The sequence below is a fragment of the Pectobacterium wasabiae CFBP 3304 genome, assembly GCF_001742185.1.
Taxonomy (GTDB): domain Bacteria; phylum Pseudomonadota; class Gammaproteobacteria; order Enterobacterales; family Enterobacteriaceae; genus Pectobacterium; species Pectobacterium wasabiae.
In genome coordinates this window covers 1,286,098-1,310,019 of record NZ_CP015750.1, presented here as the reverse complement: position 1 = coordinate 1,310,019, position 23,922 = coordinate 1,286,098, and the positions used below count along the sequence as shown (strand labels likewise).

General features: G+C 53.0%; 17 protein-coding genes and 1 pseudogene. 12 read left to right on the top strand and 6 right to left on the bottom strand.

Annotated features, from left to right (window positions below):
* Positions 1–53 precede the first annotated feature (53 nt).
* Both recQ and rhtC read left to right on the top strand, forming a co-directional pair.
* Entirely contained in the window at positions 54–1,880 is a 1,827-nt protein-coding gene (gene recQ, locus A7983_RS05895) for an ATP-dependent DNA helicase RecQ (protein ID WP_005969247.1), read from the top strand.
* Between the two features lie 43 nt (positions 1,881–1,923).
* Entirely contained in the window at positions 1,924–2,547 is a 624-nt protein-coding gene (gene rhtC, locus A7983_RS05890; protein ID WP_005969249.1) for a threonine export protein RhtC, read from the top strand.
* A 72-nt stretch (positions 2,548–2,619) separates the two neighbouring features.
* On the opposite strand, the gene rhtB is transcribed toward rhtC, so the two are convergent.
* The gene (gene rhtB / locus A7983_RS05885) at positions 2,620–3,240 is read right to left on the bottom strand and encodes a homoserine/homoserine lactone efflux protein (RefSeq protein ID WP_005969251.1); all 621 of its coding nucleotides are present in this window, start codon (positions 3,238–3,240) and stop codon (positions 2,620–2,622) included.
* 132 nt (positions 3,241–3,372) lie between these two features.
* Here rhtB and pldB point away from each other — a divergent pair, with 132 nt between their 5' ends.
* A complete protein-coding gene (gene pldB / locus A7983_RS05880; RefSeq protein ID WP_005969253.1) occupies positions 3,373–4,410 on the top strand; it encodes a lysophospholipase L2 in 1,038 nt (345 codons plus the stop codon).
* Positions 4,411–4,458: 48 nt separating this feature from the next.
* A complete protein-coding gene (gene yigL, locus A7983_RS05875; protein WP_005969256.1) occupies positions 4,459–5,259 on the top strand; it encodes a sugar/pyridoxal phosphate phosphatase YigL in 801 nt (266 codons plus the stop codon).
* Positions 5,260–5,357: 98 nt separating this feature from the next.
* On the opposite strand, the gene glpT is transcribed toward yigL, so the two are convergent.
* Entirely contained in the window at positions 5,358–6,707 is a 1,350-nt protein-coding gene (glpT, locus tag A7983_RS05870; protein WP_005969258.1) for a glycerol-3-phosphate transporter, read from the bottom strand.
* A gap of 320 nt (positions 6,708–7,027) precedes the next feature.
* Between glpT and glpA the strand changes: the two genes are divergently transcribed.
* The 4 genes from glpA (at position 7,028) to A7983_RS05850 (ending at position 12,328) form a co-directional block, all read left to right on the top strand.
* Positions 7,028–8,698, top strand: a complete 1,671-nt coding sequence (gene glpA / locus A7983_RS05865; RefSeq protein ID WP_005969260.1) for an anaerobic glycerol-3-phosphate dehydrogenase subunit A — start codon at positions 7,028–7,030, stop codon at positions 8,696–8,698.
* On the top strand, positions 8,688–9,950 hold the full coding sequence (gene glpB, locus A7983_RS05860; protein ID WP_005969262.1) for a glycerol-3-phosphate dehydrogenase subunit GlpB: 1,263 nt from the start codon (positions 8,688–8,690) through the stop codon (positions 9,948–9,950). The genes glpA and glpB overlap by 11 nt, the downstream gene beginning before the upstream one ends.
* On the top strand, positions 9,947–11,158 hold the full coding sequence (gene glpC / locus A7983_RS05855; RefSeq protein WP_005969264.1) for an anaerobic glycerol-3-phosphate dehydrogenase subunit GlpC: 1,212 nt from the start codon (positions 9,947–9,949) through the stop codon (positions 11,156–11,158). Before glpB ends, glpC begins: the two co-directional genes overlap by 4 nt.
* A gap of 474 nt (positions 11,159–11,632) precedes the next feature.
* Positions 11,633–12,328 (top strand): pirin family protein, encoded by a 696-nt coding sequence (locus A7983_RS05850; RefSeq protein ID WP_005969267.1) that lies wholly within the window; start codon positions 11,633–11,635, stop codon positions 12,326–12,328.
* 58 nt (positions 12,329–12,386) lie between these two features.
* Here A7983_RS05850 and A7983_RS05845 read toward each other — a convergent pair whose 3' ends face one another.
* Positions 12,387–14,183: a glycoside hydrolase family 3 N-terminal domain-containing protein gene (locus tag A7983_RS05845; protein WP_005969268.1), complete on the bottom strand. Its 1,797-nt coding sequence runs from the start codon at positions 14,181–14,183 to the stop codon at positions 12,387–12,389.
* A 350-nt stretch (positions 14,184–14,533) separates the two neighbouring features.
* On the opposite strand from A7983_RS05845, the pseudogene A7983_RS23115 reads away from it, so the two are divergent.
* Positions 14,534–14,620, top strand: a pseudogene (locus A7983_RS23115) (LacI family DNA-binding transcriptional regulator); the annotation flags it as partial.
* 61 nt (positions 14,621–14,681) lie between these two features.
* Here the strand turns inward: A7983_RS23115 and A7983_RS05840 are convergent.
* Positions 14,682–15,275, bottom strand: a complete 594-nt coding sequence (locus A7983_RS05840; protein WP_005969271.1) for a YhgN family NAAT transporter — start codon at positions 15,273–15,275, stop codon at positions 14,682–14,684.
* Between the two features lie 290 nt (positions 15,276–15,565).
* Between A7983_RS05840 and asd the strand changes: the two genes are divergently transcribed.
* The gene (asd, locus tag A7983_RS05835; protein ID WP_005969274.1) at positions 15,566–16,669 is read left to right on the top strand and encodes an aspartate-semialdehyde dehydrogenase; all 1,104 of its coding nucleotides are present in this window, start codon (positions 15,566–15,568) and stop codon (positions 16,667–16,669) included.
* A 174-nt stretch (positions 16,670–16,843) separates the two neighbouring features.
* On the opposite strand, the gene A7983_RS05830 is transcribed toward asd, so the two are convergent.
* Together A7983_RS05830 and A7983_RS05825 are read right to left on the bottom strand one after the other, a co-directional pair.
* Complete coding sequence (locus A7983_RS05830) at positions 16,844–17,335, bottom strand: hypothetical protein (protein WP_005969276.1); 492 nt, start codon at positions 17,333–17,335, stop codon at positions 16,844–16,846.
* A 302-nt stretch (positions 17,336–17,637) separates the two neighbouring features.
* Entirely contained in the window at positions 17,638–19,356 is a 1,719-nt protein-coding gene (locus A7983_RS05825; protein WP_005969278.1) for a sensor histidine kinase, read from the bottom strand.
* Between the two features lie 384 nt (positions 19,357–19,740).
* Between A7983_RS05825 and glgB the strand changes: the two genes are divergently transcribed.
* Together glgB and glgX are read left to right on the top strand one after the other, a co-directional pair.
* Positions 19,741–21,918 (top strand): 1,4-alpha-glucan branching enzyme, encoded by a 2,178-nt coding sequence (gene glgB / locus A7983_RS05820; RefSeq protein ID WP_005969280.1) that lies wholly within the window; start codon positions 19,741–19,743, stop codon positions 21,916–21,918.
* Positions 21,919–23,895 (top strand): glycogen debranching protein GlgX, encoded by a 1,977-nt coding sequence (gene glgX / locus A7983_RS05815; protein WP_005969282.1) that lies wholly within the window; start codon positions 21,919–21,921, stop codon positions 23,893–23,895.
* Positions 23,896–23,922: the final 27 nt, after the last annotated feature.

The following is a 23,922-nucleotide window of genomic DNA, read 5'->3' as shown; positions in this document are numbered from 1 at the left end:
ATCCGACGGCGCTGAAAATAGCGCCTGTTTGATTTCATTGAATTGGGGAAGGCGTGTCTACGGCGGAAGTATTGAATAAGGAAGCGCTGGCGGTTCAGGTTCTACGGGACACGTTCGGCTACCAGCAATTCCGACCGGGTCAGCAGGAAATTATCAGCGCGACGCTCAGTGGGCAGGACTGTCTGGTCATTATGCCGACAGGCGGCGGCAAATCTCTGTGCTACCAAATCCCTGCGCTAGTGATGGACGGGTTGACGTTGGTGGTGTCTCCGCTGATTTCGTTGATGAAAGATCAGGTCGATCAGCTTCAGGCTTACGGTGTTTCGGCAGCGTGTCTCAATTCGACGCAGACGCGCGAACAGCAGCTTGAGGTAATGGCGGGCTGTCGTACCGGCCAGATCAAACTGCTTTATATCGCGCCGGAACGCCTGACAACGGACAGTTTCCTTGATCATCTCGCCCACTGGCAGATTTCACTGATCGCGGTGGATGAAGCGCACTGCATTTCCCAGTGGGGACACGATTTCCGTCCTGAATACCGGGCGCTGGGGCAGATTAAACAGCGTTTTCCTCACCTTCCTTTTATTGCACTGACGGCCACCGCCGATGAGACCACGCGGAACGATATTGTTCGCCTGTTGGATCTTCACTCGCCGCTGATTCAGATCAGCAGTTTTGACCGCCCGAATATTCGCTACACGCTGGTGGAGAAGTTCAAACCGCTCGACCAGCTCTGGATGTTCGTGCAGGGGCAGCGCGGAAAAAGTGGCATCATTTACTGTAATAGCCGCTCCCGCGTGGAAGACATCAGCGCGCGTTTGCAGGCTCGTGGGCTGAGCGCAGGGGCATATCACGCCGGGTTGGACAATGAGCGGCGCGCTCAAGTGCAGGAAGCGTTCCTGCGTGACGATCTTCAAGTCGTGGTTGCAACCGTCGCCTTTGGTATGGGCATCAACAAGCCTAACGTGCGGTTTGTGGTGCATTTTGATATTCCGCGCAACATCGAATCCTACTATCAGGAAACGGGACGTGCCGGGCGTGATGGCCTCGCTGCCGAAGCCGCGCTGTTCTACGATCCGGCGGATATGGCGTGGCTGCGCCGTTGTCTGGAAGAGAAACCCGCCGGACCGCAGTTGGATATTGAACGTCATAAGCTCAATGCGATGGGCGCGTTTGCCGAGGCGCAGACCTGCCGCCGTCTGGTGTTACTGAACTATTTCGGTGAGGGACGCCAAGAGGCCTGCGGTAACTGCGATGTTTGTCTCGATCCGCCGAAGCGTTACGACGGGTTGGTTGAAGCGCAAAAGGCGCTCTCCTGCGTATACCGAGTCGGGCAGCGTTTTGGTCTGGGGTATATTGTTGAGGTGCTGCGCGGTGCGAATAACCAGCGTATTCGTGACTTCGGCCATGACAAACTACCGGTCTACGGTATTGGTAAAGACAAATCGCAGGAACATTGGGTCAGCGTGCTGCGCCAATTGATTCATCTGGGTTTGTTGAACCAGAACATTACGATGCATTCTGCCGTACAGCTTACCGAATCTGCGCGTCCAGTATTGCGGGGTGAAATGCCGCTGCAACTGGCTGTGCCGCGTGTGATTAACCTGAAACCCCGAGCGAATCAAAAATCTTACGGCGGAAATTACGACCGCAAGCTGTTTGCCAAATTGCGCAAACTGCGTAAATCCATTGCGGATGAAGATAATATTCCACCTTACGTGGTGTTCAGCGATGCGACGCTGCTGGAGATGGCGGAACTGATGCCGATCACCGCGGGTGAGTTGTTGAATATCAACGGGGTAGGACACCGCAAACTCGAACGTTTTGGTGCACCTTTCATGAACATGATCCGCGATCATGTCGATAATGATGACGAGTGATGCTCGTCTTGTCTGAGTGTATTTAACAAACAGGAAAACCAACATGCTGATGCTATTTCTGACGGTGGCGCTGGTGCATTTCATTGCACTGATGAGCCCGGGGCCGGATTTCTTTTTCGTTTCACAAACGGCGGCCAGTCGTTCCCGCCGTGAAGCGATGATGGGCGTGCTGGGTATTTCTCTGGGCGTTGTGGTCTGGGCGGCTATCGCACTGTTGGGGCTGCACCTGCTGTTGCAAAAAATGGCCTGGCTGCATACGGCAATTACCGTTGGCGGTGGGCTGTATCTGTGCTGGATGGGCTGGCAGATGCTGCGCTCGGCGCGGCGTAAAGCGCAGTTGGAAACCACGCAGGAAACGGCGGTGGTATTGCCGCAGCGTGGCAAAACTTTTATGCGTGGGCTGCTGACGAATCTGGCTAACCCAAAGGCGCTGATCTATTTCGGCAGCGTGTTTTCGCTGTTTGTCGGCGACAGCGTCGGCAGTGGGGCGCGTTGGGGGCTGTTTGCGCTGATCTCGATTGAAACGCTGATCTGGTTCAGTCTGGTTGCGATGGTTTTCGCCCTACCGACCATACGTCGTGGCTATCAGCGTCTGGCTAAATGGGTGGATGGCGTGGCGGGCGTGTTGTTTACCGGTTTTGGCCTGCACCTGATTTTCTCTCGCTAACCTTTCTCGGTGAGAATGTCTCTCCCAGAGTAATAACAGCGCGTTGCGATCCGATACGGCGCGCTGCTTTAATCAGGCTTTTCTCGCCGTGGCGAGTAGCGCGCCGACCAGCATGAACAGCGAGCCGAATACTCGGTTAAGCGTCTTCATTTGTCGTGGACCTTTCAGCCATCCTGCGATGCGCGTAGCCAGTGCAGCGTAGCCAATCATCACGATAATATCGACCACAATGGTGGTGATGCCCAGCACCAGATACTGTGCGGCCTGCGGTTGATGGGGGATGATGAACTGCGGAAACAGTGCTGCCAGAAACACAATACTTTTCGGGTTGGTCAGGTTCACCAGTATCGCTCGTTTAAAGAGCTTACGACGCGGCATGGTGCTGGCAAGCGCCTGAAGGTCGAGTGCGCCAGCAGCACGCCACTGCTGAATGCCCAACCAGATCAGATAAGCCGCGCCCAGCCATTTTAGAAGCTCAAAAGCCAGCACGGACTGATTAAGCAGTGCACCCAACCCGATGCCAACCAGAACGATATCAATGGATATTCCAACCTGTAAGCCACAGATGGAGGCTGCTGCGCCGCGATAACCGTGGCTGATGCCGGTGCTCATGGTATTGATGGCACCCGAACCGGGTGAAAGACTGAGAATAAGCGTTGTGAGTAAGTAGGTTAACCACCAATCCAATGTCATGAAATACGGCTCCTGAACCACGTTCTGTATTACGAGAGTCTGTCTGTTTTTTGTGTCACAATACGCTTGTGCTCTACTGCTTGTCATGTTCTTCCGCTAGCTTTGTTTTCCCTGCGTCACCGGAGAAGTGTGATGATCCAACGCCCCAATACGTTGTTTGCGTCGGAACGGTTAACGCCTGAATCGTTAATGACCAGTCTGCTGACGCGAGAAGCGCAGTTTGCCGCGTTTGCTACCGGAGAATTACTGGATTTCTGGCGTCAGCGCGAAGAGGGCGAATTCTCTGGCGTGGATGCTGTGCCAATCCGGTTTGTTCGTTTTACCGCGCCCCAGCATGACAAGATTGTTGTTGTCTTTTCAGGCCGTATCGAAAGCTATGTTAAATACAGCGAAGTGGCTTACGATCTTTTTCATCGCGGCTATGATGTGCTCATCATGGATCACCGTGGGCAAGGGCGATCTGGACGGATGTTGCAAGACCGCCACCGTGGACACGTGCTGCGCTTCAGTGATTATGTCGATGATGCCGAAACGCTGTGCCAGCAACACATTGACGTTAAGCGATATACCCGACGGTTTGCGTTAGCCCATTCCATGGGCGGTGCGATTCTGGCACAGCTTCTGGCTCGCCAACCCGCGACGTTTGATGCGGTGGCACTGTGTGCGCCGATGTTTGGTATTCATTTACCGCTTCCGCACTGTGTGGCTGGATGGATTGTCGATTGGGCGGAGCGTCGCCCGGCGATACGTGATTATTACGCGATCGGCACCGGACAGTGGCGCCCTTTGCCTTATCGGATGAATGTGCTGACGCACAGCCGTGAGCGCTACCAGCGCAGTATTCGCTTTTATGCGGATTCGCCGGATTTGCGCGTAGGTGGGCCGACTTACCATTGGGTGCGCGAGGCGCTACTGGTGGGAAAGCAGTTGCTGTCACAGGCTAGCGCCATCACCACGCCGCTTCTGCTATTGCAGGCGCAGGAAGATCGCGTGGTAGATAACCGTAGTCAGAATACGTTTTGTCAGGCACTGGCGCAGAACGGTAACGCCAATGTTGACGGCGTTTTACAGGTTATCTGCGGTGCGCGGCATGAAATTCTCTTTGAAACAGATCACCTCCGCGCTCAGGCATTTGCGCTGATTTTTTCGCACTTTGCGCGTTATCATTAATTTTTGCGGCGCGTGCCGCCACTACACCAGAAGTGAGATCTCATCGTTATGTACCATGTTGTTGCGTCCGATTTAGATGGCACACTGCTGTCACCTGACCATTCGCTGTCCCCGTATGCGAAAGAAACCCTCCGGCTGCTGACGGAGAAAGGGATTCACTTTGTGTTCGCTACCGGACGGCACCACATGGATGTCGCGCAGATCCGCGATAATCTCGGTATCAGCGCGTTTATGATTACCTCGAATGGCGCGCGTGTTCACAACTCGCAGGGCGAGCTGATTTTCAGCCACAATCTGGATCAGGACATTGCCCGCGACCTCTACAGTGTCGTACACACGAACCCCGATATGCTGACGCACGTTTACCGTGACGACGACTGGTTTATGAACCGTCCACGTGCTGAAGAAGAGCGTTTCTTCAAAGAGTCGATCTTTAAATACAAGCTGTTTGAACCCACACTGCTTGAGACCGATGGCATCAGCAAAGTGTTCTTTACCTGCGATTCTCACGAACAACTGTTGCCGTTGGAAGAAGCGATCAACGCGCGTTGGGGCGATCGGGTCAACGTGAGCTTTTCGACGCTCAGTTGTCTGGAAGTAATGGCGGGCGGCGTGTCTAAAGGCCATGCGCTAGAGCAGGTCGCGAAGATTATCGGCTTCTCGCTCAAAGAGTGCGTGGCGTTTGGCGATGGCATGAACGACTACGAAATGCTGTCGATGGCGGGTAAAGGTTGCGTCATGCAGAATGCGCATCAGCGCCTGAAGGATTTACTGCCAGATCGCGAAGTGATTGGTTCTAATGCAGACAGCGCGGTGCCGAATTACCTGCGAGACCTGTTTCTGAAGTAATCCATCGCCAAGGACGATCTCGACGTGCTGGGTGAGGCGGTGGGGTTGGATGATGCGCGGCGTAGCAAGTACGCCGCGCATAAAACACACGTCAAATGTTAGGCGCGGTTGGCTAGCTCTGCTTTATGCTTTTTCTCATTCAGCATAACAACAATCAGTAGAAGCACAGCCATAATGCTGCCGCCGATCATCACCATAAAGCCGCCGTCCCAACCGAAGAAGTCAACGGTATAGCCAACGATGGCGCTGGCGGCAACGGAGCCACCGAGGTAGCCGAACAGGCCAGTGAAGCCCGCTGCGGTACCGGCTGCTTTCTTCGGTGCCAGTTCCAGTGCGTGCAGACCAATCAGCATCACTGGGCCGTAAATCAGGAAGCCGATGACGATCATACACGCCATATCCACACCCGGATTACCGGCTGGGTTCATCCAGTAAACGATGGTGGCGATGGTGACAAGTACCATGAAGAACACGCCCGTTGCCCCACGGTTACCTTTGAACACTTTGTCGGACATCCAGCCGCACAGCAGCGTGCCTGGAATACCCGCATATTCGTACAGGAAGTAAGCCCAGGACGATTTATCCAGTGCGAAGTGTTTAACTTCTTTCAGGTAAGTCGGTGACCAGTCGAGGATGCCGTAACGCAGCAGGTAAACGAAGACGTTGGCGATAGCGATGTACCACAGCAGTTTGTTCGGGAAAACGTACTGCATGAAGATCTGCTTAGCTGTCAGTTCTTCTTCATCTTTTTCATTGTAATCAACCGGATAGTCGTTTTTGTACTCTTCAACTGACGGTAGACCACAGGATTGCGGGGTATCACGCATTAGGGCAAATGCGATGAGTGCAACCAGAATGGCGGCGAAGGCTGGCATGTAGAGTGCGGCTTTCCAGTCGTTAAACCAGGCCATACCCAGCAGGAACAGCAGAGGTGGAAGCCCGCCACCGACGTTATGCGCGCAGTTCCATACGGACACGATGCCGCCACGTTCTTTTTGTGACCACCAGTGAACCATGGTGCGTCCGCACGGTGGCCAGCCCATTCCCTGGAACCAGCCGCACAGGAACAGTAAGACGAACATGACTGCAATGCTGGAGGTTGCCCACGGTACGAAGCCCATGAATAGCATGACGGCAGCCGCCAGAATCAGACCGGCAGGTAGGAAAACCCGTGGGTTCGAACGGTCAGATACCGAACCCATGATGAATTTGGAAAAGCCGTAGGCGATGGAGATACCGGACAGCGCAAAGCCAAGGTCACCGCGCGAGAAGCCCTGTTCAATCAGATAAGGCATTGCCAGTGTGAAGTTTTTGCGTACCAGATAGTAGGCGGCGTAGCCAAAAAAGATCCCCATGAAAATCTGCCAGCGTAGGCGACGATAGAGGGGATCGACACGATCCTGCGACACGCGTGGCTGGTGGGCGGCGGGCCTAAAAATACTCAGCATAGATATCTCCAATGCGAAAAAAAACGATAGCTTTTTTGTTCTATTACGAACGTTATTGTAAGGGGATAGCGTGCAAATGAGTGTGATTCATGACGCTAATGTTACACTTTTATGAAACTGTGACGATTTTTGCGCTCATGTTAACAGAATCGGAAAATTCCACAGTGTGGTTTTAGTGATGTAAATCACACTTATTGTTTTTAAACTCTCATTTATTTTCGTTTAGTGTTCGTTTTTGCTCTTTATCAAACATTAACCCTCCTTTTTGTGTCCCAATAGCAACATACATACCCTCTATATCCTCCGCCTGGAGCGAGAACATGAAGCAAAATACTGGGAACTGGCGTGAAACTGACGTGGTTGTCATCGGCGGTGGTGCGACGGGGGCGGGTACGGCACGGGATTGTGCCCTGCGTGGGCTGCGCTGCCTGTTGCTTGAACGTTATGATATTGCGACCGGAGCGACCGGGCGTAATCACGGCTTATTACACAGCGGTGCCCGCTATGCGGTAACCGATGGTGAGTCTGCCCGCGAATGTATTGAAGAGAACCAGATCCTCCGGCGGATCGCCCGCCATTGCATTGAGCCAACCGACGGTCTGTTTATCACCTTGCCGGAAGACGATCTCGGCTGGCAGACGCAGTTCATTACCGCTTGCCAGCAGGCAGGGATTGGCGCGCAGGCAATAGACCCGCAGGAAGCGCTACGGCTGGAGCCTGCGGCAAATCCGACGTTGATTGGTGCGGTTCGCGTGCCGGATGGCTCTGTCGATCCTTTTCGCCTGACGGCGGCCAACATGATCGATGCCTGCGAGCATGGCGCGGAAGTTCTAACCTATCATGAGGTCATTGGGCTGATTCGTCAGGGCGATCGTATTACCGGCGTGCGCGTTTTCGACCATAAAAAAGGTGTAGAAACAGAAATATATGCGCAGGTGGTGGTCAACGCGGGTGGTATTTGGGGACAACACATTGCGGAATATGCCGATCTGCGCGTGCGCATGTTCCCGGCAAAAGGTGCGCTGCTGATTCTTGGGCACCGCATTAACAACATGGTGATCAACCGCTGTCGTAAACCGGCAGATGCCGACATTCTGGTGCCGGGCGATACCATTTCGCTGATTGGCACCACCTCAACCCACATCGACTACGATCAAATCGACAATATGCTGGTGACGCCTGCTGAAGTGGAAACGCTGATGCGGGAAGGCTCAATGTTGGCGCCGTCGCTGGCAAGCACGCGAATTCTACGTGCCTATGCGGGCGTTCGCCCGCTGGTTGCCAACGATAGCGATCCTAGCGGGCGTAGCGTGAGTCGCGGCATTGTGCTGCTTGACCATGCCAGCCGTGACGGGCTGGAGGGGTTTATTACTATCACCGGCGGCAAGCTGATGACCTATCGCCTGATGGCGGAATGGGTGACGGACGCTATCTGCAAAAAGCTGGGTCATAACGTCGCTTGCTCGACGGCACAGACGCCGCTGCCCGGTTCTGAATCGCTGGAGGAGGTGAAAACCGCCCCTCATGCTTTATCTGCTTATCCTGCGGCAAAACCGCTCTCTGCGCCGCTGCGCGGTTCGGCGATTTACCGCCACGGTGAACGCGCTGGAAGAATGCTGTCCGGTGAACGTCTGGATCGCAGCCTGGTGTGTGAATGTGAGGCCGTGACGGCGGGAGAAGTGCGCTACGCAGTGGAATCGTTGCAGGTGAATAACCTGATTGATTTGCGTCGGCGTACTCGTGTTGGTATGGGCACCTGTCAGGGTGAATTGTGCGCCTGCCGTGCGGCAGGTCTGCTATGCCGTCTGGGCACCGCGACGCCGGAACAGTCGCTCACGCAGCTCAGTCAATTTTTGAACGAACGCTGGAAAGGGATTCGCCCGATTGCGTGGGGCAATGCGCTGCGCGAAAGCGAGTTTACCAGTTGGATTTATCAGGGATTGTGCGGTCTGACGGCCAGCGACAGTCAGGAGGATCGTCATGCGCTATGATGTTGTGATTATCGGCGGCGGGCTGGCGGGGCTGACCTGCGGTATTCGGTTATCGGAGCAGGGAAAACGCTGCGCGATTGTCAGCGCTGGGCAGAATGCACTGCATTTTTCGTCCGGTGCACTGGATTTACTTTCCCATCTTCCTGACGGGCAGCCCGTTAACCAGCCGCTTGAGGCGCTGGATGCGCTGGCGCGTCAGGCTCCTCATCATCCTTATTCCCGTATGGGCGCGGCAGCGGTATCGGCCTTGCTACCACAGGTGGAAGCGTTGCTGGAGCGCAGCAATATCACCCTGTTGGGCGACCATCGGCACAATCACTGGCGTATGACGCCGTTAGGTAAATTTCGCGCATGCTGGCTGAGCCCGGTGGACGGCGTCACACGTGGCCTGCCGGATTCCCGTTTTGGCGACAACCCACTCATTGCCGGTATTGAAGGCTTTCTGGATTTTCAGTCTCGTATTGTGGCCGGTACGCTTCAGACGCAGGGGATCGCGGCACGCAGTGATGAACTCAAGCTGCCCGTGCTGGATCGGTTACGTCAAAACCCCAGCGAATTCCGTGCGGTAAATATCGCCCGTGTGCTTGATCGACCGGAAAATCGCGCGGCGCTGGTGGAAGAGTTATCGCTTCTGGCCCACGGTAACGACGCCATCATCATGCCTGCCTGTCTGGGGCTAGATCGCCCTGAGATCGTGCGTGAACTGGCTGATGCGTTAGGTAAACCGGTGCTGTTGTTACCGACATTACCGCCGTCGGTACTCGGGCTACGGTTACATCAGGCGCTGTCACAGCGTTTTCGCCAACTGGGCGGCATGGTGATGCCGGGCGATCGCGCGGTGCGCGCATCACTGTCGCCGCAGGAGATCGCAGTCCATAGCCACCATCATCGCGATATTCCGCTGCGGGCGAAGCATGCGGTATTGGCGAGCGGAAGTTTCTTCAGTAACGGGCTGGTGACACAGTTCGATCGGGTGACCGAACCCGTCTTTGGGCTGGATGTTCGGTTTGCTGAGCAGCGCGAGGATTGGAGCCAGCAGGACGTGTTTGCGCCGCAACCTTATATGCAATTTGGTGCGATTGTCGATGAACATCTGCATCCGCGTATCGGGGGAAAAACGGTCAACAATCTGTATGCGATTGGCGCGGTGCTGGAAGGTTTCGACCCCATTGTGCAGGGATGTGGCGCAGGGGTTTCCTTGCTCAGTGCGCTCCATGTTGCCGAACAGATTTTGAAGGAGGGCAATCTATGAGCCTGCTTAGCGACAACAGTTTTGAAGATTGCATCAAGTGTACGGTCTGTACCACGTACTGTCCGGTTTCGCGCGTGAACCCGCTCTATCCTGGCCCGAAACAGGCTGGGCCGGATGGCGAGCGCCTGCGGCGCAAAGATCCGGCTTTGTATGATGATGCGCTGAAATACTGCACCAACTGCAAACGCTGTGAAGTTGCGTGTCCGTCGGATGTCAAAATCGGCGACATCATTCAGCGTGCGAAAGCGGTACACAGTACTCATAAGCCGACGCTGCGCGATGCCATTCTGAGCCATACCGACCTCATGGGATCGATTGCTACGCCGTTTGCGCCATTGGTCAATACGGCTACCAGCCTGAAACCGGTGCGCCAGTTGTTGGATAAAGCGTTGAAAATCGACCATCGTCGCCAGTTGCCGAAATATTCGTTCGGTACTTTCCGGCGCTGGTATCGCCAGCAGGCTGCAAAGCAACGGGCCTATGATGAGCAGGTCGCGTATTTCCACGGCTGCTATGTGAACTACAACCATCCACAGTTAGGTAAAGATCTGGTTCAGGTCTTTAACGCGATGGGTATTGGCGTTCAGTTGCTGAATAAAGAGAAGTGCTGCGGTGTGCCGCTGATTGCCAATGGTTTTCACGACAAGGCCAGAAAGCAGGCGCACGCGAATATTACGTCGCTGGATGAGGCGATCAATCATAAGTCTCTTCCAGTGGTTGCGACGTCATCCAGTTGTACGTTCACGCTGCGGGATGAGTATCCGCATCTGCTGGGTGTGGACAATGGGCACGTGCGCGATGGTATCGAACTGGTGACGCGGCAACTCTATCGTCTGTTGGAAGAAGAAGGGCGAACGCTGCCGCTGCGTAAATTGCCGCTGCGGGTGGCCTATCATACGCCCTGCCACCTGGAACGGATGGGCTGGACGGCGTATACCTTAGCGCTGCTGCAACGCATCCCCGGTCTTGAACTGGTGATGCTGGATTCCCAGTGCTGCGGTATTGCGGGCACCTACGGCTTTAAGAAAGAGAATTATGCCACCTCGCAAGGCATTGGCGCTCCGCTGTTCCAGCAGATTGAAGAAAGCGGGGTTGATATCGTGGTGACGGACTGCGAAACCTGTAAATGGCAGATTGAGATGTCGACTAGCAAGCTATGTGAGCACCCGATCACGCTGCTGGCAAGGTCATTAGCACAGCCAGAGTAACAAGCAAAAGCGGATCAAAACGAATAATGCAGGTCACGTAATCCTCATTTTAGGAGGAACACGGGGATGAGGTTCCCGTAAGGATTCCTCGCTCCGTGTATCTCGGTGTTTAAACGATCGGTATTAAGCCAAACGCGCTGTTCTGTGGTCCGTATTGAGAATAAGAATTTATCGCAAAAAGCACTTTACAAGTGCGAATGATAATGATTATTATTGCTGTGCGTTCCGGGGGAGCGGTGTCATGTGCCTGTGTTAATGGTGTTGATGACGGTCCGGTTTCCCTGTGAAGGCACGACATTGCTCACATTGCTTCCAGTATTATTTAGCCAGCTCGGGTGCTGGCTTTTTTTTTGCCATTTCCCTCCAGCCCTTCATCCCGTTCTGATTTTTCGAACAGAGCGGTGAGTTTTTTGCGCTATCTTATTTATCACCGCCCGTTACACTTTCCTTATCAGAAACGCAGGAGGAAAGAACATGATCTATTTACGTCAAGCGCAAGATCGCGGACATGCTAATCACGGCTGGCTCGACAGTTGGCACACGTTCTCATTTGCCGATTATTACGATCCTGATTTCATGGGATTCTCAGCACTGCGCGTGATTAACGAAGACTTTATTGAAGGCGGTCAGGGTTTCGGCACGCACCCGCATAAAGATATGGAAATTCTGACCTATGTCTTGTCCGGCGCGGTTGAGCATCAGGACAGCATGGGAAATAAAGAGCAGGTGCCAGCGGGTGAATTCCAGATTATGAGCGCAGGAACGGGCATTCGTCATTCTGAATACAATGCCAGCAAGGACGAACAACTGCATCTGTACCAGATCTGGATTATCCCGGAAAAAACCGGACTGACGCCACGCTACGAGCAGAAGCGCTTTGATGTGCTTCAGGGGCGTCAACTGGTGCTGTCCCCGGATGCGCGTGAAGGCTCGCTGAAAGTCTTTCAGGACATGACGCTGTGGCGCTGGGCGCTGAAAGCGCAGGAACAATCGGTGTATCAGATTCAGGCCGATCGTCGCATTTGGGTTCAAGTGGTGCGCGGCAGTGTAGAGATTAACGGCCAAAAAGCGGAAACCAGCGATGCATTTGCGGTCTGGGACGAAGCGGCTATTTCCGTACACGCCAGCGAAGATAGCGAAATTCTGCTGTTTGATTTGCCGCCAGTATAACGATGGCGAGGACGTTAATAAGCCCGCGTAGAAAGGACGCGGGCTTATTTCAGCCACATTACCAGCTCAGCCCAAACCCTCTAGAAAACGCCACCGTACCGGTATCCGTCTCCACATCGTAGTTTTTCCAGATATTGACTGGGAGTTTCCCCTGTGGCGCGCGCTTACCTGTCAGCACCTCCGCCAAAGATATCATCGAGTGGCCACGCCAGCTGCCATTGTCATACCCGTAATAGGAATACGTCGCCACAGCAGCGTTAACGTCGCCAGCGTAGTTGATAATGTCATACGGTGCACGTAGTGAAAGGTGAATGCGTTTTTTCCCCAGATCGGCAGCATGTCGTAACCAGTTCGGGTATGGGTTATTAGCGACACCGTCTTCTGCTTTTGCGGTGGCAGTGCCATCCTGCTCAACTGGCGTAAAGCGGGTTGACAGCGTCCCGAGAAGAAATACGTCACAGTTGGAAATGTGATCTCTGACTTGGGCATCGGTCAGTTCCGTTTCCTTCGCAGCAACCACATTTAGGTATCCCTCCTGTGTCATCACGGTTGCAATGCCTTTGGCCTGCTCTCCCCAAGGGGTCAGGATAAAATAGCGCAGAGTTTTGTCTCTTAATGGCAGCAGTGATTGCTGGTTGATCACCACAGTTATGGAACGATCGGCAATGTGTTTTTCTACCGCGCATCCCCGTGTAGAAGAGTCGTCAGCGACAGTTTGTTTTTTCTCACATAAAAGGTGATACCGTGCTTTGAGGGTTAAGATGCGCTCTACCGACGCATCAATCTCGGTTTCTCTGATGTTCCCTTTCTTCACCGTGTCCACAATGTGCTGGATCAAGTCTGGCAAGCGTTTGATCTGATCAGGAGATGAAATGCTGATGGGCATCAGGGCTATATCCACGCCAGCGGTAAACACCTGTCGGACGGCTTCTTCCTGACTGAAATGATCGGCAATCGCGCCCATATCCAGTGCATCTGAAATCGTCACTCCAGCATAGCCCAACTCACCGCGCAGGATATCAGTCTGGATCGCATGTGACATGGTCGCAGGCACCGTAATTTTCTCACCGTTACGTGTAGTGACCTGAGAGTTATCCAGTGCCGGATACTGAATATGGGCCGTCATGACCATATCCGGTACTGTCTGGTTATCAATAGCCCGCTTATAAGGCATGATATCGATGGCAAAGGCGCTTTTTCGTGAGCGGTCGACACGAGGTAGGCCAGTATGAGAATCCGTGGAGGTACTGCCGTGCCCCGGAAAATGCTTGTAAGCGGTGATCAATCCTTGATCTTTCATGCCTGCCGTCATTTTTTCCGCCACACGATAAACGGTGTCCGCGTCGTCGCTGAAAGCACGCACGTTAATGACTGGGTTGAAAGGGTTAGTGTTGACATCAACGACCGGTGCAAAGTTGGTATTGATATGCATAACAAGCATGTCTTGTGCCATCAGACGACCCTGTTCGCTGGCAATCTGTATATCGGAACCCCCTTCAATCGCTGCAGATAACGCCATGTTGCCGGGAAATGATGTGTAATCGCCGCGCGGTAGGCGGAAAACGTTGCCCCCTTCGTTATCTGTGCTAATGAATAATCGGACGCCACCACCGACTTCCATCGCGGCATACCAAGCTGTCAGCTTTTTAATTTGCTGCTTATCTTTCAGATTGTTGGCAAACAGGATCACGCCACCAATATGGTGATCCGTGATTAATTTGCCTACCGTTTCATCGGGAACTGTCATGTCCTGATTGCTTTTTCCCGTTGGATCCCAGTAGCGAAAGTCCAGCATGAGCTTTTGTCCGATTTTCTCTTCCAGCGTCATTGCGTTTATTTTCTGTTTAATATTCATAAAATATTTCCTTCTTCAGGCCAAGGTTTAATGACAGAGAAATAATAGTTAAGTGCTATAACATCACCTGTCATTTTTTGATATTCAGATATCAGACAGCAATATTCTGACAATCTATTAAATAGAGTATAAAAAAGAGTAAATATTAATGTTAATTAATAAGGTGCTGAATATTTAGGCATTGGGGCAATGGACAGGCAGCGTTAAAATAAGCTCAAGCATCATTATCAACATGGATAATTAAAAGCCATCTCGTACTTTTGGGAACGCTTAAATTATTCCCCTTCGCCTTTCCTTACCCTTTTTTTACTAGATTTAGGACACTGTTTTTCAAGCGCTTTTAATCGATGATGAAGAAGATAATACCCGTTATTCAGGATGTTGCTGGCCGCATTGGGATTACCAAAATGACGGTAAGCCGCTATTTGCGTAATCCCGCTTAGGTGCCAACTGCGTTGCAGGAAAAGATCGTAGGCTTCAGTTATTTGAGCCCCATTTTTATAGCTTCATGTAAGCACGTATACCGTCGAGGAACATCTGCGTTGACAGCATGACTAGGATCAGCCCCATCAATTTCTCCAGCGCACTCACGCCTTTCTCACCCAGCAAACGCAAGAACAAATCTGACATCAGCAGGATGACGAAGGAGATCGTCCAGGCGATAAACAATGCCAGCGTCAGGTGGGGTAACTGATCCGGATACTGGTGGGAAAGCAGCATCAGCGCTGCGAGGATCGACGGCCCTGCGACCAGTGGAATCGCCATCGGCACCAGAAACGGTTCTTCTCCGGCTGGCAGACCGCTACTGTTGCCTTCCTGCGAGGGAAAAATCATCCGAATCGCGATAAGGAACAGCACGATACCGCCGGAAATGGATACCGTTTCGGTACGCAGATTCAGGAACGCCAGAATGTGTTCACCGGCGAACAGGAAAATCAGCATCAGCCCAAGTGCAATCAGCATTTCGCGGATCAGCACCACACGTCGGCGTTTAGGGTCGAGATGCTTGAGTACGGACATGAAAATCGGCAGGTTACCGAGTGGGTCCATAATGAGCAACAGCAGCACCGTTGCGGAGATCATTTCTGTCATGTTAGTTGTTGCTCCTATTACCTGACCGTGGCGGCGATATTATGTATTGGCCGCGGTTCTTATCGTGAGTCAGGTTGATGATATTAGAATGACTGCTGAAAAATGCCGTACTATCGAATAAATTCACTTGCGACTTTATGTACATTTTGTAAGGTTGAATGACACGATAATTTACAGGTTTACGGCACGGCACGCGCAACCTCTGCGGCAGATCACTGAATCAGCAATAACTACGCGTAATCGACGTTAGCCGGAATTCTTTTTATTACCCCCAAAGCAGGACAGTTACCATGAAAAATGTTGGTTTTATTGGCTGGCGCGGTATGGTCGGCTCGGTTCTCATGCAGCGCATGGTGGAAGAACGCGACTTTGATGTGATTCACCCGGTATTCTTTTCAACGTCTCAGCACGGTGAACCCGCACCCGCACTGGGCGGTCATCAAGGCGTGTTGCAGGATGCTTATAGTATCGAAGCATTGCGTGCGCTGGACATCATCATTACCTGTCAGGGCGGCGATTATACCAATGAAGTGTACCCAAAGCTGCGTGAAAGTGGCTGGCAGGGGTATTGGATCGATGCTGCATCTTCACTGCGTATGAAAGATGACGCGATTATTATTCTGGATCCGGTTAACCACGGGGTGATTCAACAGGGTCTGGATAAAGGCATCAAAACCTTTGCTGGCGGTAACTGTACCGTCAGCCTGATGCTGATGTCATTGGGCGGTCTGTTTGCTAACAATCTGGTGGAGTGGGTTTCTGCTGCGACGTATCAGGCAGCCTCTGGCGGCGGTGCGCGTCACATGCGTGAGCTGCTGGCCCAGATGGGTGCGTTGCACGGTGAAGTCGCGAAAGAGTTACAGGATCCGGCTTCTGCGATTCTGGATATCGAACGTAAAGTCACAGCGCTGACCCGTAGCGGCTCGCTGCCGACTGATAACTTCGGTGTGCCGTTGGCAGGCAGCTTGATTCCGTGGATCGACAAACAACTGGATAACGGCCAGAGTCGTGAAGAGTGGAAAGGTCAGGCGGAAACTAACAAGATTCTGAGCACCAGCAGCGTGATTCCAGTTGACGGCCTCTGCGTGCGCGTCGGCGCACTGCGCTGCCACAGCCAGGCGTTCACCATCAAATTGAAGAAAGACGTGGCGCTGCCGGAAATTGAACAACTGCTGGCTACCCATAATGACTGGGTGAAAGTGGTGCCGAACGATCGTGACATCACTATGCGTGAGTTGACCCCTGCTGCGGTAACGGGCACGCTCTCCACGCCAGTGGGTCGTCTGCGTAAGCTGAACATGGGGCCGGAATATCTGTCCGCCTTTACGGTCGGCGATCAGTTGCTGTGGGGAGCCGCTGAACCGCTGCGCCGTATGCTGCGCATCCTGCTGTAATTCTCCTGCTTTTCTGGCGCGACATCGGTTGGTGTTGCGCCAGTTTCATACTCAGGTTACATCGAGAACATAAACGGATGAATACCAACAGCGAAGAAGAGATGGCGTAGACAACGCTGGCTATTCTTGGTTGCTTTCATTGATGTCTGGACTACGGGTTTGCCGCTAACACTTTCAGCAAAGCACCAGACCCCTTTGTTGCAGACACTGATTCAGTTGCTCCACTTTCTCTTTATTCGTCGTGGTGCAGATAAGGCGTGAGTTTTCATGTAAATAAACACCTCCGTCCTGAATTAATCCGACTTCAAGCAATTGCAATTCGACCTGTTGTAGCTGCTGCTGTAACACTGGTAGGAAAAAGCCCGGTGCGTCATAAAAGATCTCTTCGGGATCGATGTCCCCGACCGGGCAACCCTCATCGTCAAACAAACTGTCCACAGATAAGGAGACCCCAGACTGCTTGATAGGTACGAGAGTACCCAGATCCCGAGGATCAAATTCTTTCCATTCAATATAACAAATAAAGTTTTCCCCTAAAAAATCATCCAGCCACTGCATTTGTTTATAGTCGCCATGCGACTCATCAAGATCTGGTATAGCCGTGTTTTGTGCCGAAAATCCGGGCACTGCTTGTTCCAAGGCGGCATAAAGCGCTGTATCTGCCATAACATATTCCTTATGTAATATTAAATTCACTTTGCTCTGTCGGACAGAATCCTTTTTGCCAGTAGAGAACTCATCAATTCAGTCTGTTCCGATCAGGGTCTTTTGAGATTTACTGATGGTTTTTACAACTATTATTATGATATTTATGCAATTTAGTGCCTGACGCTCAATCATTCTACATAGGCAAGTGAGGCTGCGGTAGAAACATCAGTCAAATACTGCAGAGATTGATGGCTTATGAAAAACCATCCACCAACGTATGCTTTCATTCCAGAGCACGATGAGCCAATCATCTTAATCCGTCACGTCACGCTATCGAGCTGCCTCAATGCCTGACGGGGTGAGATCAGCGGGACGCGTACTTCGACCCGAGTGAATTTATCCGCCTCGCTGACCACCGTGATGCCATAGCGGTTGCCGTAGCGCGCTTTAATACGACGGTCGACCAAATTCATGCCTAGCCCATCGCCACCGCTGCGGGGCTGATAGGTGCCCGCGTTATCTTCTACTGACAGTTCCAGCGTATTGGCATGCAGGCGTCCGCTGATGTGGATGTGCCCGCTTTCAATCATCTGTGAGATACCGTGCTTAATCGCATTTTCGACAATCGGTTGCAGGGAAAATGCGGGCAATCGCGCTTCACGCAGCGCTTCCGGCAGCGAAATGTCTACTGTCAGGTGATCGGCAAAGCGTGCTTTTTCGATTTCCAGGTAGGCATTAACGTGCTCTAGCTCGTCATTGAGCGACACTTCATCGTTACTGCGCTTAAGGTTTTTACGGAAAAACGTCGACAGAGAAAGTACCAACTGACGAGCATGGTCAGGGTTGCGTCGTATCACGGCGGACAGCGTATTCAGTGCGTTGAACAGAAAATGCGGGTTGACCTGCGCATGCAGTAGCTTGATTTCTGACTGTGCCAGCAGTTGTTTCTGCTGTTCAAAGCGGCCTGTCAGAATCTGTGCGGAAAGCAGGTGGGCGATCCCTTCTCCCAATGTGCGGTTAATGCTGGAAAATAGCTTATTTTTAGGTTCATAAAGCTTGATCGTGCCGACAACGCGCTGATCTTCGCCACGAAGTGGGATCACCAACGTGGAGCCCAGTTTGCAGTGCGATGAAATCGAGCAGGTATAAGACACCTCGTTGCCGTCGGCATACACCACCTGATTGTTGTCTATTGCCCGGCGCGTATGCGATGACGTAATGGGTGCGCCGACGTTGTGGTGGTCATCGCCCAGCCCGATGAACGCCAGCAGTTTGTCGCGATCGGTAATCGCCACGGCACCGACACCCAGCTCTTCATATAAAATACGGGCAACGCGCATACTGTTTTGTGGGTTGAACCCCTGACGCAACGCGCCTTCGGCGCGGGCGGCGATTTGCAGCGCCTTGGCAGAAAACGCGGAGGTGTATTTTTCAAAAATGGCGCGCCTGTCGAGCAGGATACGCATGAACATGGCGGAACCGATGGTATTGGTGATCATCATCGGTAGCGCAATGTCCCTCACCAGTTCGGCGGCGTTATCAAATGGACGGGCGACCAGCAGGATAATCGCCATTTGCAGTATCTCCGCAACCAGTGCGGTCAGGCCGACGACGAGTGGCTTAAAGAGTAAATCGATACGATTACGGCGTGCCAGATAGCGATGCAGCAGTCCGCCGAGCAGACCTTCGGCAATGGTTGACAGCATACAGGCTAGCGCGGTCATGCCACCCATCGAATAGCGGTGTAATCCGCCAGTTAACCCGACAAGAAAACCCACCGAAGGGCCGCCCAGCATCCCGCCGAGCACCGCGCCCGTCGCGCGAGTATTGGCAATGGAATCGTCTATATGCAGCCCGAAATAGGTTCCCATAATGCAAAACACGGAAAAAACCAGATAGCAGACCAGCTTGTGCGGCAGGCGAATGGTGACCTGCATCAGCGGGATAAACAGCGGTGTTTTACTGAGTAAATAAGCGATTACCAGATAAACACACATCTGCTGTAACAGGGAAAGAATTAGATCAATCTGGCTAACCATGGGCAGGGTCTCGTCATACAACATCTTCAACGTACACAATCCACCGAATTGTACTGCTTTTTGCTAGCGGGCGAATCGATCTTTAAACAAAAGATGCTAATAGTCCTGTGTCATAACTTATTCGTATAAATATAAACGGAAAAATCTCATCAGTTCTCAGATATTTCTCCGTTCTTTGACTACGCTAAATGAGGGGACGTAGCGCGAGAACCCTTTCATAGTATTCATTATTTTTACATGTCGCCGTTATTCGTTAGCAAGCTAATAACTCATTATTTTTATTGAGTTTTATCGAAAATAAAGTTTGGGAAAAATATAAGCGCCACGTAACGTTTTATATCGCTTATTTATTTAATTCAAATGGTTAATCAAAGGATGAATACCATGTCAGCGTTTTCTGATGCGATTAATTCACTTATTTCCGGGCATTATGCCGATCCATTTTCGCTGTTAGGCATGCATCATTCCTCCGAAGGTCTTGAAGTTCGCGCATTGTTGCCGGATGCGCAGGCAGCGTGGGTTGTGGATGCCAGCAACGGGCGAAAAATTGTCGAGCTGGAACGTATAGATGAGCGCGGTTTTTTTTGTGGTCTGGTGCCGCGCCGGAAACATGCTTTTCACTATCAATTGGCTGTGACCTGGCGAGAAGAAACTTGGGTAATGGAAGATCCCTACCGTTTTGGCCCGCTGTTGCAGGATATGGACATTTGGCTGTTGGCCGAAGGCACCCACCTGCGACCTTACGAGCGGTTAGGCGCACATCTGGAAACGTTGGATGGGGTAGAAGGCACGCGCTTTGCCGTCTGGGCACCCAATGCGCAGCGCGTTTCGGTGGTGGGAGAATTCAACTTTTGGGATGGTCGCCGCCACCCGATGCGGCTACGCAGGGAAAACGGCATTTGGGAACTGTTTCTGCCCGATGTGAAAGCGGGGCAGCTCTACAAATATGAAATGATCGACAGCCACGGTAGCGTCCGACTGAAGGCCGATCCTTACGCGTTTGAAGCGCAGATGCGCCCGGATACCGCATCGCTGATTACGCCGCTACCTGAGAAAGTCCCGACCAATGAGGCTCGTCGCGAGGCGAATAGCCTGCGCTCTCCTATCTCCATTTATGAAGTCCACCTCGGTTCCTGGCGGCGGCATACGGATAACAATTTCTGGTTGAGCTATCAGGAGTTGGCGAACCAACTGATTGATTATGTGCAGTACATGGGCTTCACGCACGTCGAATTGATGCCGATTAACGAACATCCGTTCGATGGCAGTTGGGGCTATCAGCCGTTAGGACTGTATGCACCAACGCGCCGTTTCGGCACCGCGCAGGAGTTCAGAGCGTTTGTTGATGCGCTCCATAGTGCGGGCATCAACGTCTTACTGGACTGGGTGCCGGGGCACTTTCCCGGTGACGAATACGGTCTGGCACAGTTTGATGGCACCGCGCTGTATGAATACGCCGATCCGCGCGAAGGCTATCATCAGGATTGGAACACGCTAATTTACAACTATGGCCGCCATGAGGTACGTAATTATCTGGCGGGTAATGCGCTGTTCTGGATGGAACGCTATGGTATCGACGGGCTGCGGGTGGATGCGGTGGCTTCGATGATTTACCGCGACTACAGCCGCAGCGAAGGCGAATGGGTGCCTAACCATTACGGTGGTAAAGAGAACCTCGAAGCGATTGCGTTCCTGCGTTACACCAACCACATGCTGGGTCATGCCGCGCCTGCAGCCATCACACTCGCTGAAGAGTCCACCGATTATCCAGGCGTCACGCTGCCGCCTGACTGTAACGGCTTAGGGTTTCACTACAAGTGGAATATGGGCTGGATGCACGACACGCTGGCCTATATGCAGCTCGATCCGGTTCACCGTCAATACCATCACGATTTGCTGACATTCGGCATGCTGTACGCCTATAGCGAGAACTTTGTGCTGCCGCTGTCTCACGATGAAGTGGTGCACGGCAAGCGCTCACTACTGGATCGTATGCCCGGTGATGTCTGGCAAAAATTTGCCAATTTACGCGCCTATTACGGCTTTATGTGGGCCTATCCCGGCAAAAAGCTGCTGTTTATGGGCGGTGAATTTGCGCAAGGGCGTGAGTGGAACCACGACGCCAGTCTGGACTGGCATCTGCTGGATGAACCGGAAGGGTGGCATCGCGGCGTGCAGTCGCTGGTGCGCGATCTCAACCATTACTATCGTCAGCAGCCGTCGCTGTATCAACTGGATTTTCAGCCGCAGGGCTTTGAATGGCTGGTGGTGGACGACAGGGAAAACTCGGTCTTTGCCTTTGTCCGGCGCGATGAACAAGGCAATGAAGTGCTGGTGGTTAGCAATTTTACGCCTGTACCTCGTTACGGCTATCGGATTGGCATCAACCAGCCCGGCGGCTGGCGTGAGGTCATCAACACCGATTCTGTTCACTATAACGGTAGCGATCAGGGCAACGTTGGGACGATTTACAGCGAGGAGTGGGGCAGTCATCAGCGCCAGCACTCCCTCGTCCTGACCATTCCGCCGCTTGCCACGCTGTATCTGGTGAAGGAGGTGTAAATGGCGAAATTGCAGACGGGCAAGCCGACGCCGCTGGGTGCCAGTTTTGATGGACAGGGCGTGAATTTCGCGCTGTTTTCGGCGGATGCCGAGCGGGTTGAGCTCTGTGTGTTCGACGAACGTCAGCAGGAACAGCGGCTCGCACTGACCGCACGCAGCGGTGATATCTGGCATGGCTATCTTCCCGCTGCACAGCCGGGCTTACGCTACGGTTTTCGGATCGATGGGCCATTCGATCCGTCACAGGGGTTACGCTTCAATCCGCATAAGCTGTTGTTAGACCCGTGCGCCCGCCAGCTTGACGGTTGGGTGGTGGACGACGCTTGCCTGCAAGGCGGAATTGACCAGCGGGATGAACGCGACAGTGCGGAGATCATGGCGAAGTGCGTAGTGACGGCAGAGGATTATGACTGGCAGGGTGACCAGTATCCGCAAACACCTTGGAGCCAGACGGTAATTTATGAGGCGCACGTTCGCGGGCTGACGCAGTTGCACCCCGATATTCCCGAAGATATTCGCGGTAGCTATGCGGCGTTGGGTCATCCAGTGATGATTGATTATCTGACGTCATTGGGTATCACAACGCTGGAATTACTTCCCGTGCAGCAACATGCCGATGAGCCTCGGCTTCAGCAATTGGGGCTGCGTAACTACTGGGGCTATAACGTGTTACTGCCCTTTGCGGTGGATAACAGTCTGGCTGCTGGCGATGATGCGCTGAATGAATTTCGCGATGCGGTGAAAGCGCTGCATCACGCGGGGATCGAAGTCATTCTGGATGTGGTGTTCAACCACAGCGCCGAATTGGACGTTGAAGGGCCCACGCTGTGCCAGCGCGGCATCGACAACCGTAGTTATTACTGGTTGAGCGAAAGCGGCGAATACCATAACTGGACCGGCTGCGGCAATGTGCTGCGCCTGAATCATCCGACGGTGATCGACTGGGTGATGGACTGCCTGCGTTTCTGGCGCGAGGTCTGCCATGTTGACGGTTTTCGTTTTGATCTGGCAACGGTGCTGGGGCGTACTCCCGATTTTACTGCTGCCGCGCCGCTGCTGTCTGCCATGAAAAACGATAGCCGCTTACAGGGCTGCAAGCTGATCGCCGAACCGTGGGATATCGGGCATGGCGGCTATCAGTTGGGTCAGTTCCCGACGCCGTTCGCCGAGTGGAGCGACCGCTATCGTGATGATATGCGGCGCTTTTGGCTGCATGGTGACATTTCTCTCGGTGCATTTGCCCGCCGTTTTGCTGCTTCCAGCGACATCTTCCAGCAGCGCGACCGCCTACCTTACGCCTCTATCAATAAGCTAACGGCTCATGACGGCTTTACGCTGCGCGATCTGGTGAGTTTCAACCACAAGCACAACGATGCTAACGGTGAAGGTAACCGTGACGGCACAAACAGTAACTTCAGCAATAACCACGGCACGGAAGGGTTAGAAGCCGATGGCGACATCCGTCAACGTCGACTCGCTAGCCAGAAGGCGCTGCTGACGACGCTGATTCTGTCGCAGGGCACACCAATGTTACTGGCGGGCGATGAACTGGGGCACAGCCAGCAGGGCAACAACAACGCCTACTGTCAGGACAATGAATTGACCTGGCTGTACTGGGAAAACTCGGATCGCACTTTGCGTGAATTTGTCGCCGGGTTGATCCAACTGCGTCGCACGATCCCGGCATTGCAGCAGGAAACGTGGTGGCAAGAAGGGGACGGCGCGGTGCAGTGGCTGAACAGAGAAGGACAGCCTTTGACGCCGTCGCAGTGGGAGCAGGGGGAGCATCAGCTACAGATTTTGCTTTCCGGTCATTGGCTTGTGCTGGTCAACGCCAGCCTGCATGCCGGAACGTTCATTTTGCCAGAAGGCCACTGGCAGGTTTCACCGCCGTTTGATGAGACGAACCCGCCTGAGGGCGGAACGTGGCACGGACAAGCGCAGGCGGTATGCGTCTTGATAAAACAGACCGCCTAAGCGCAAGCCATTAAAAGAATAATCAGG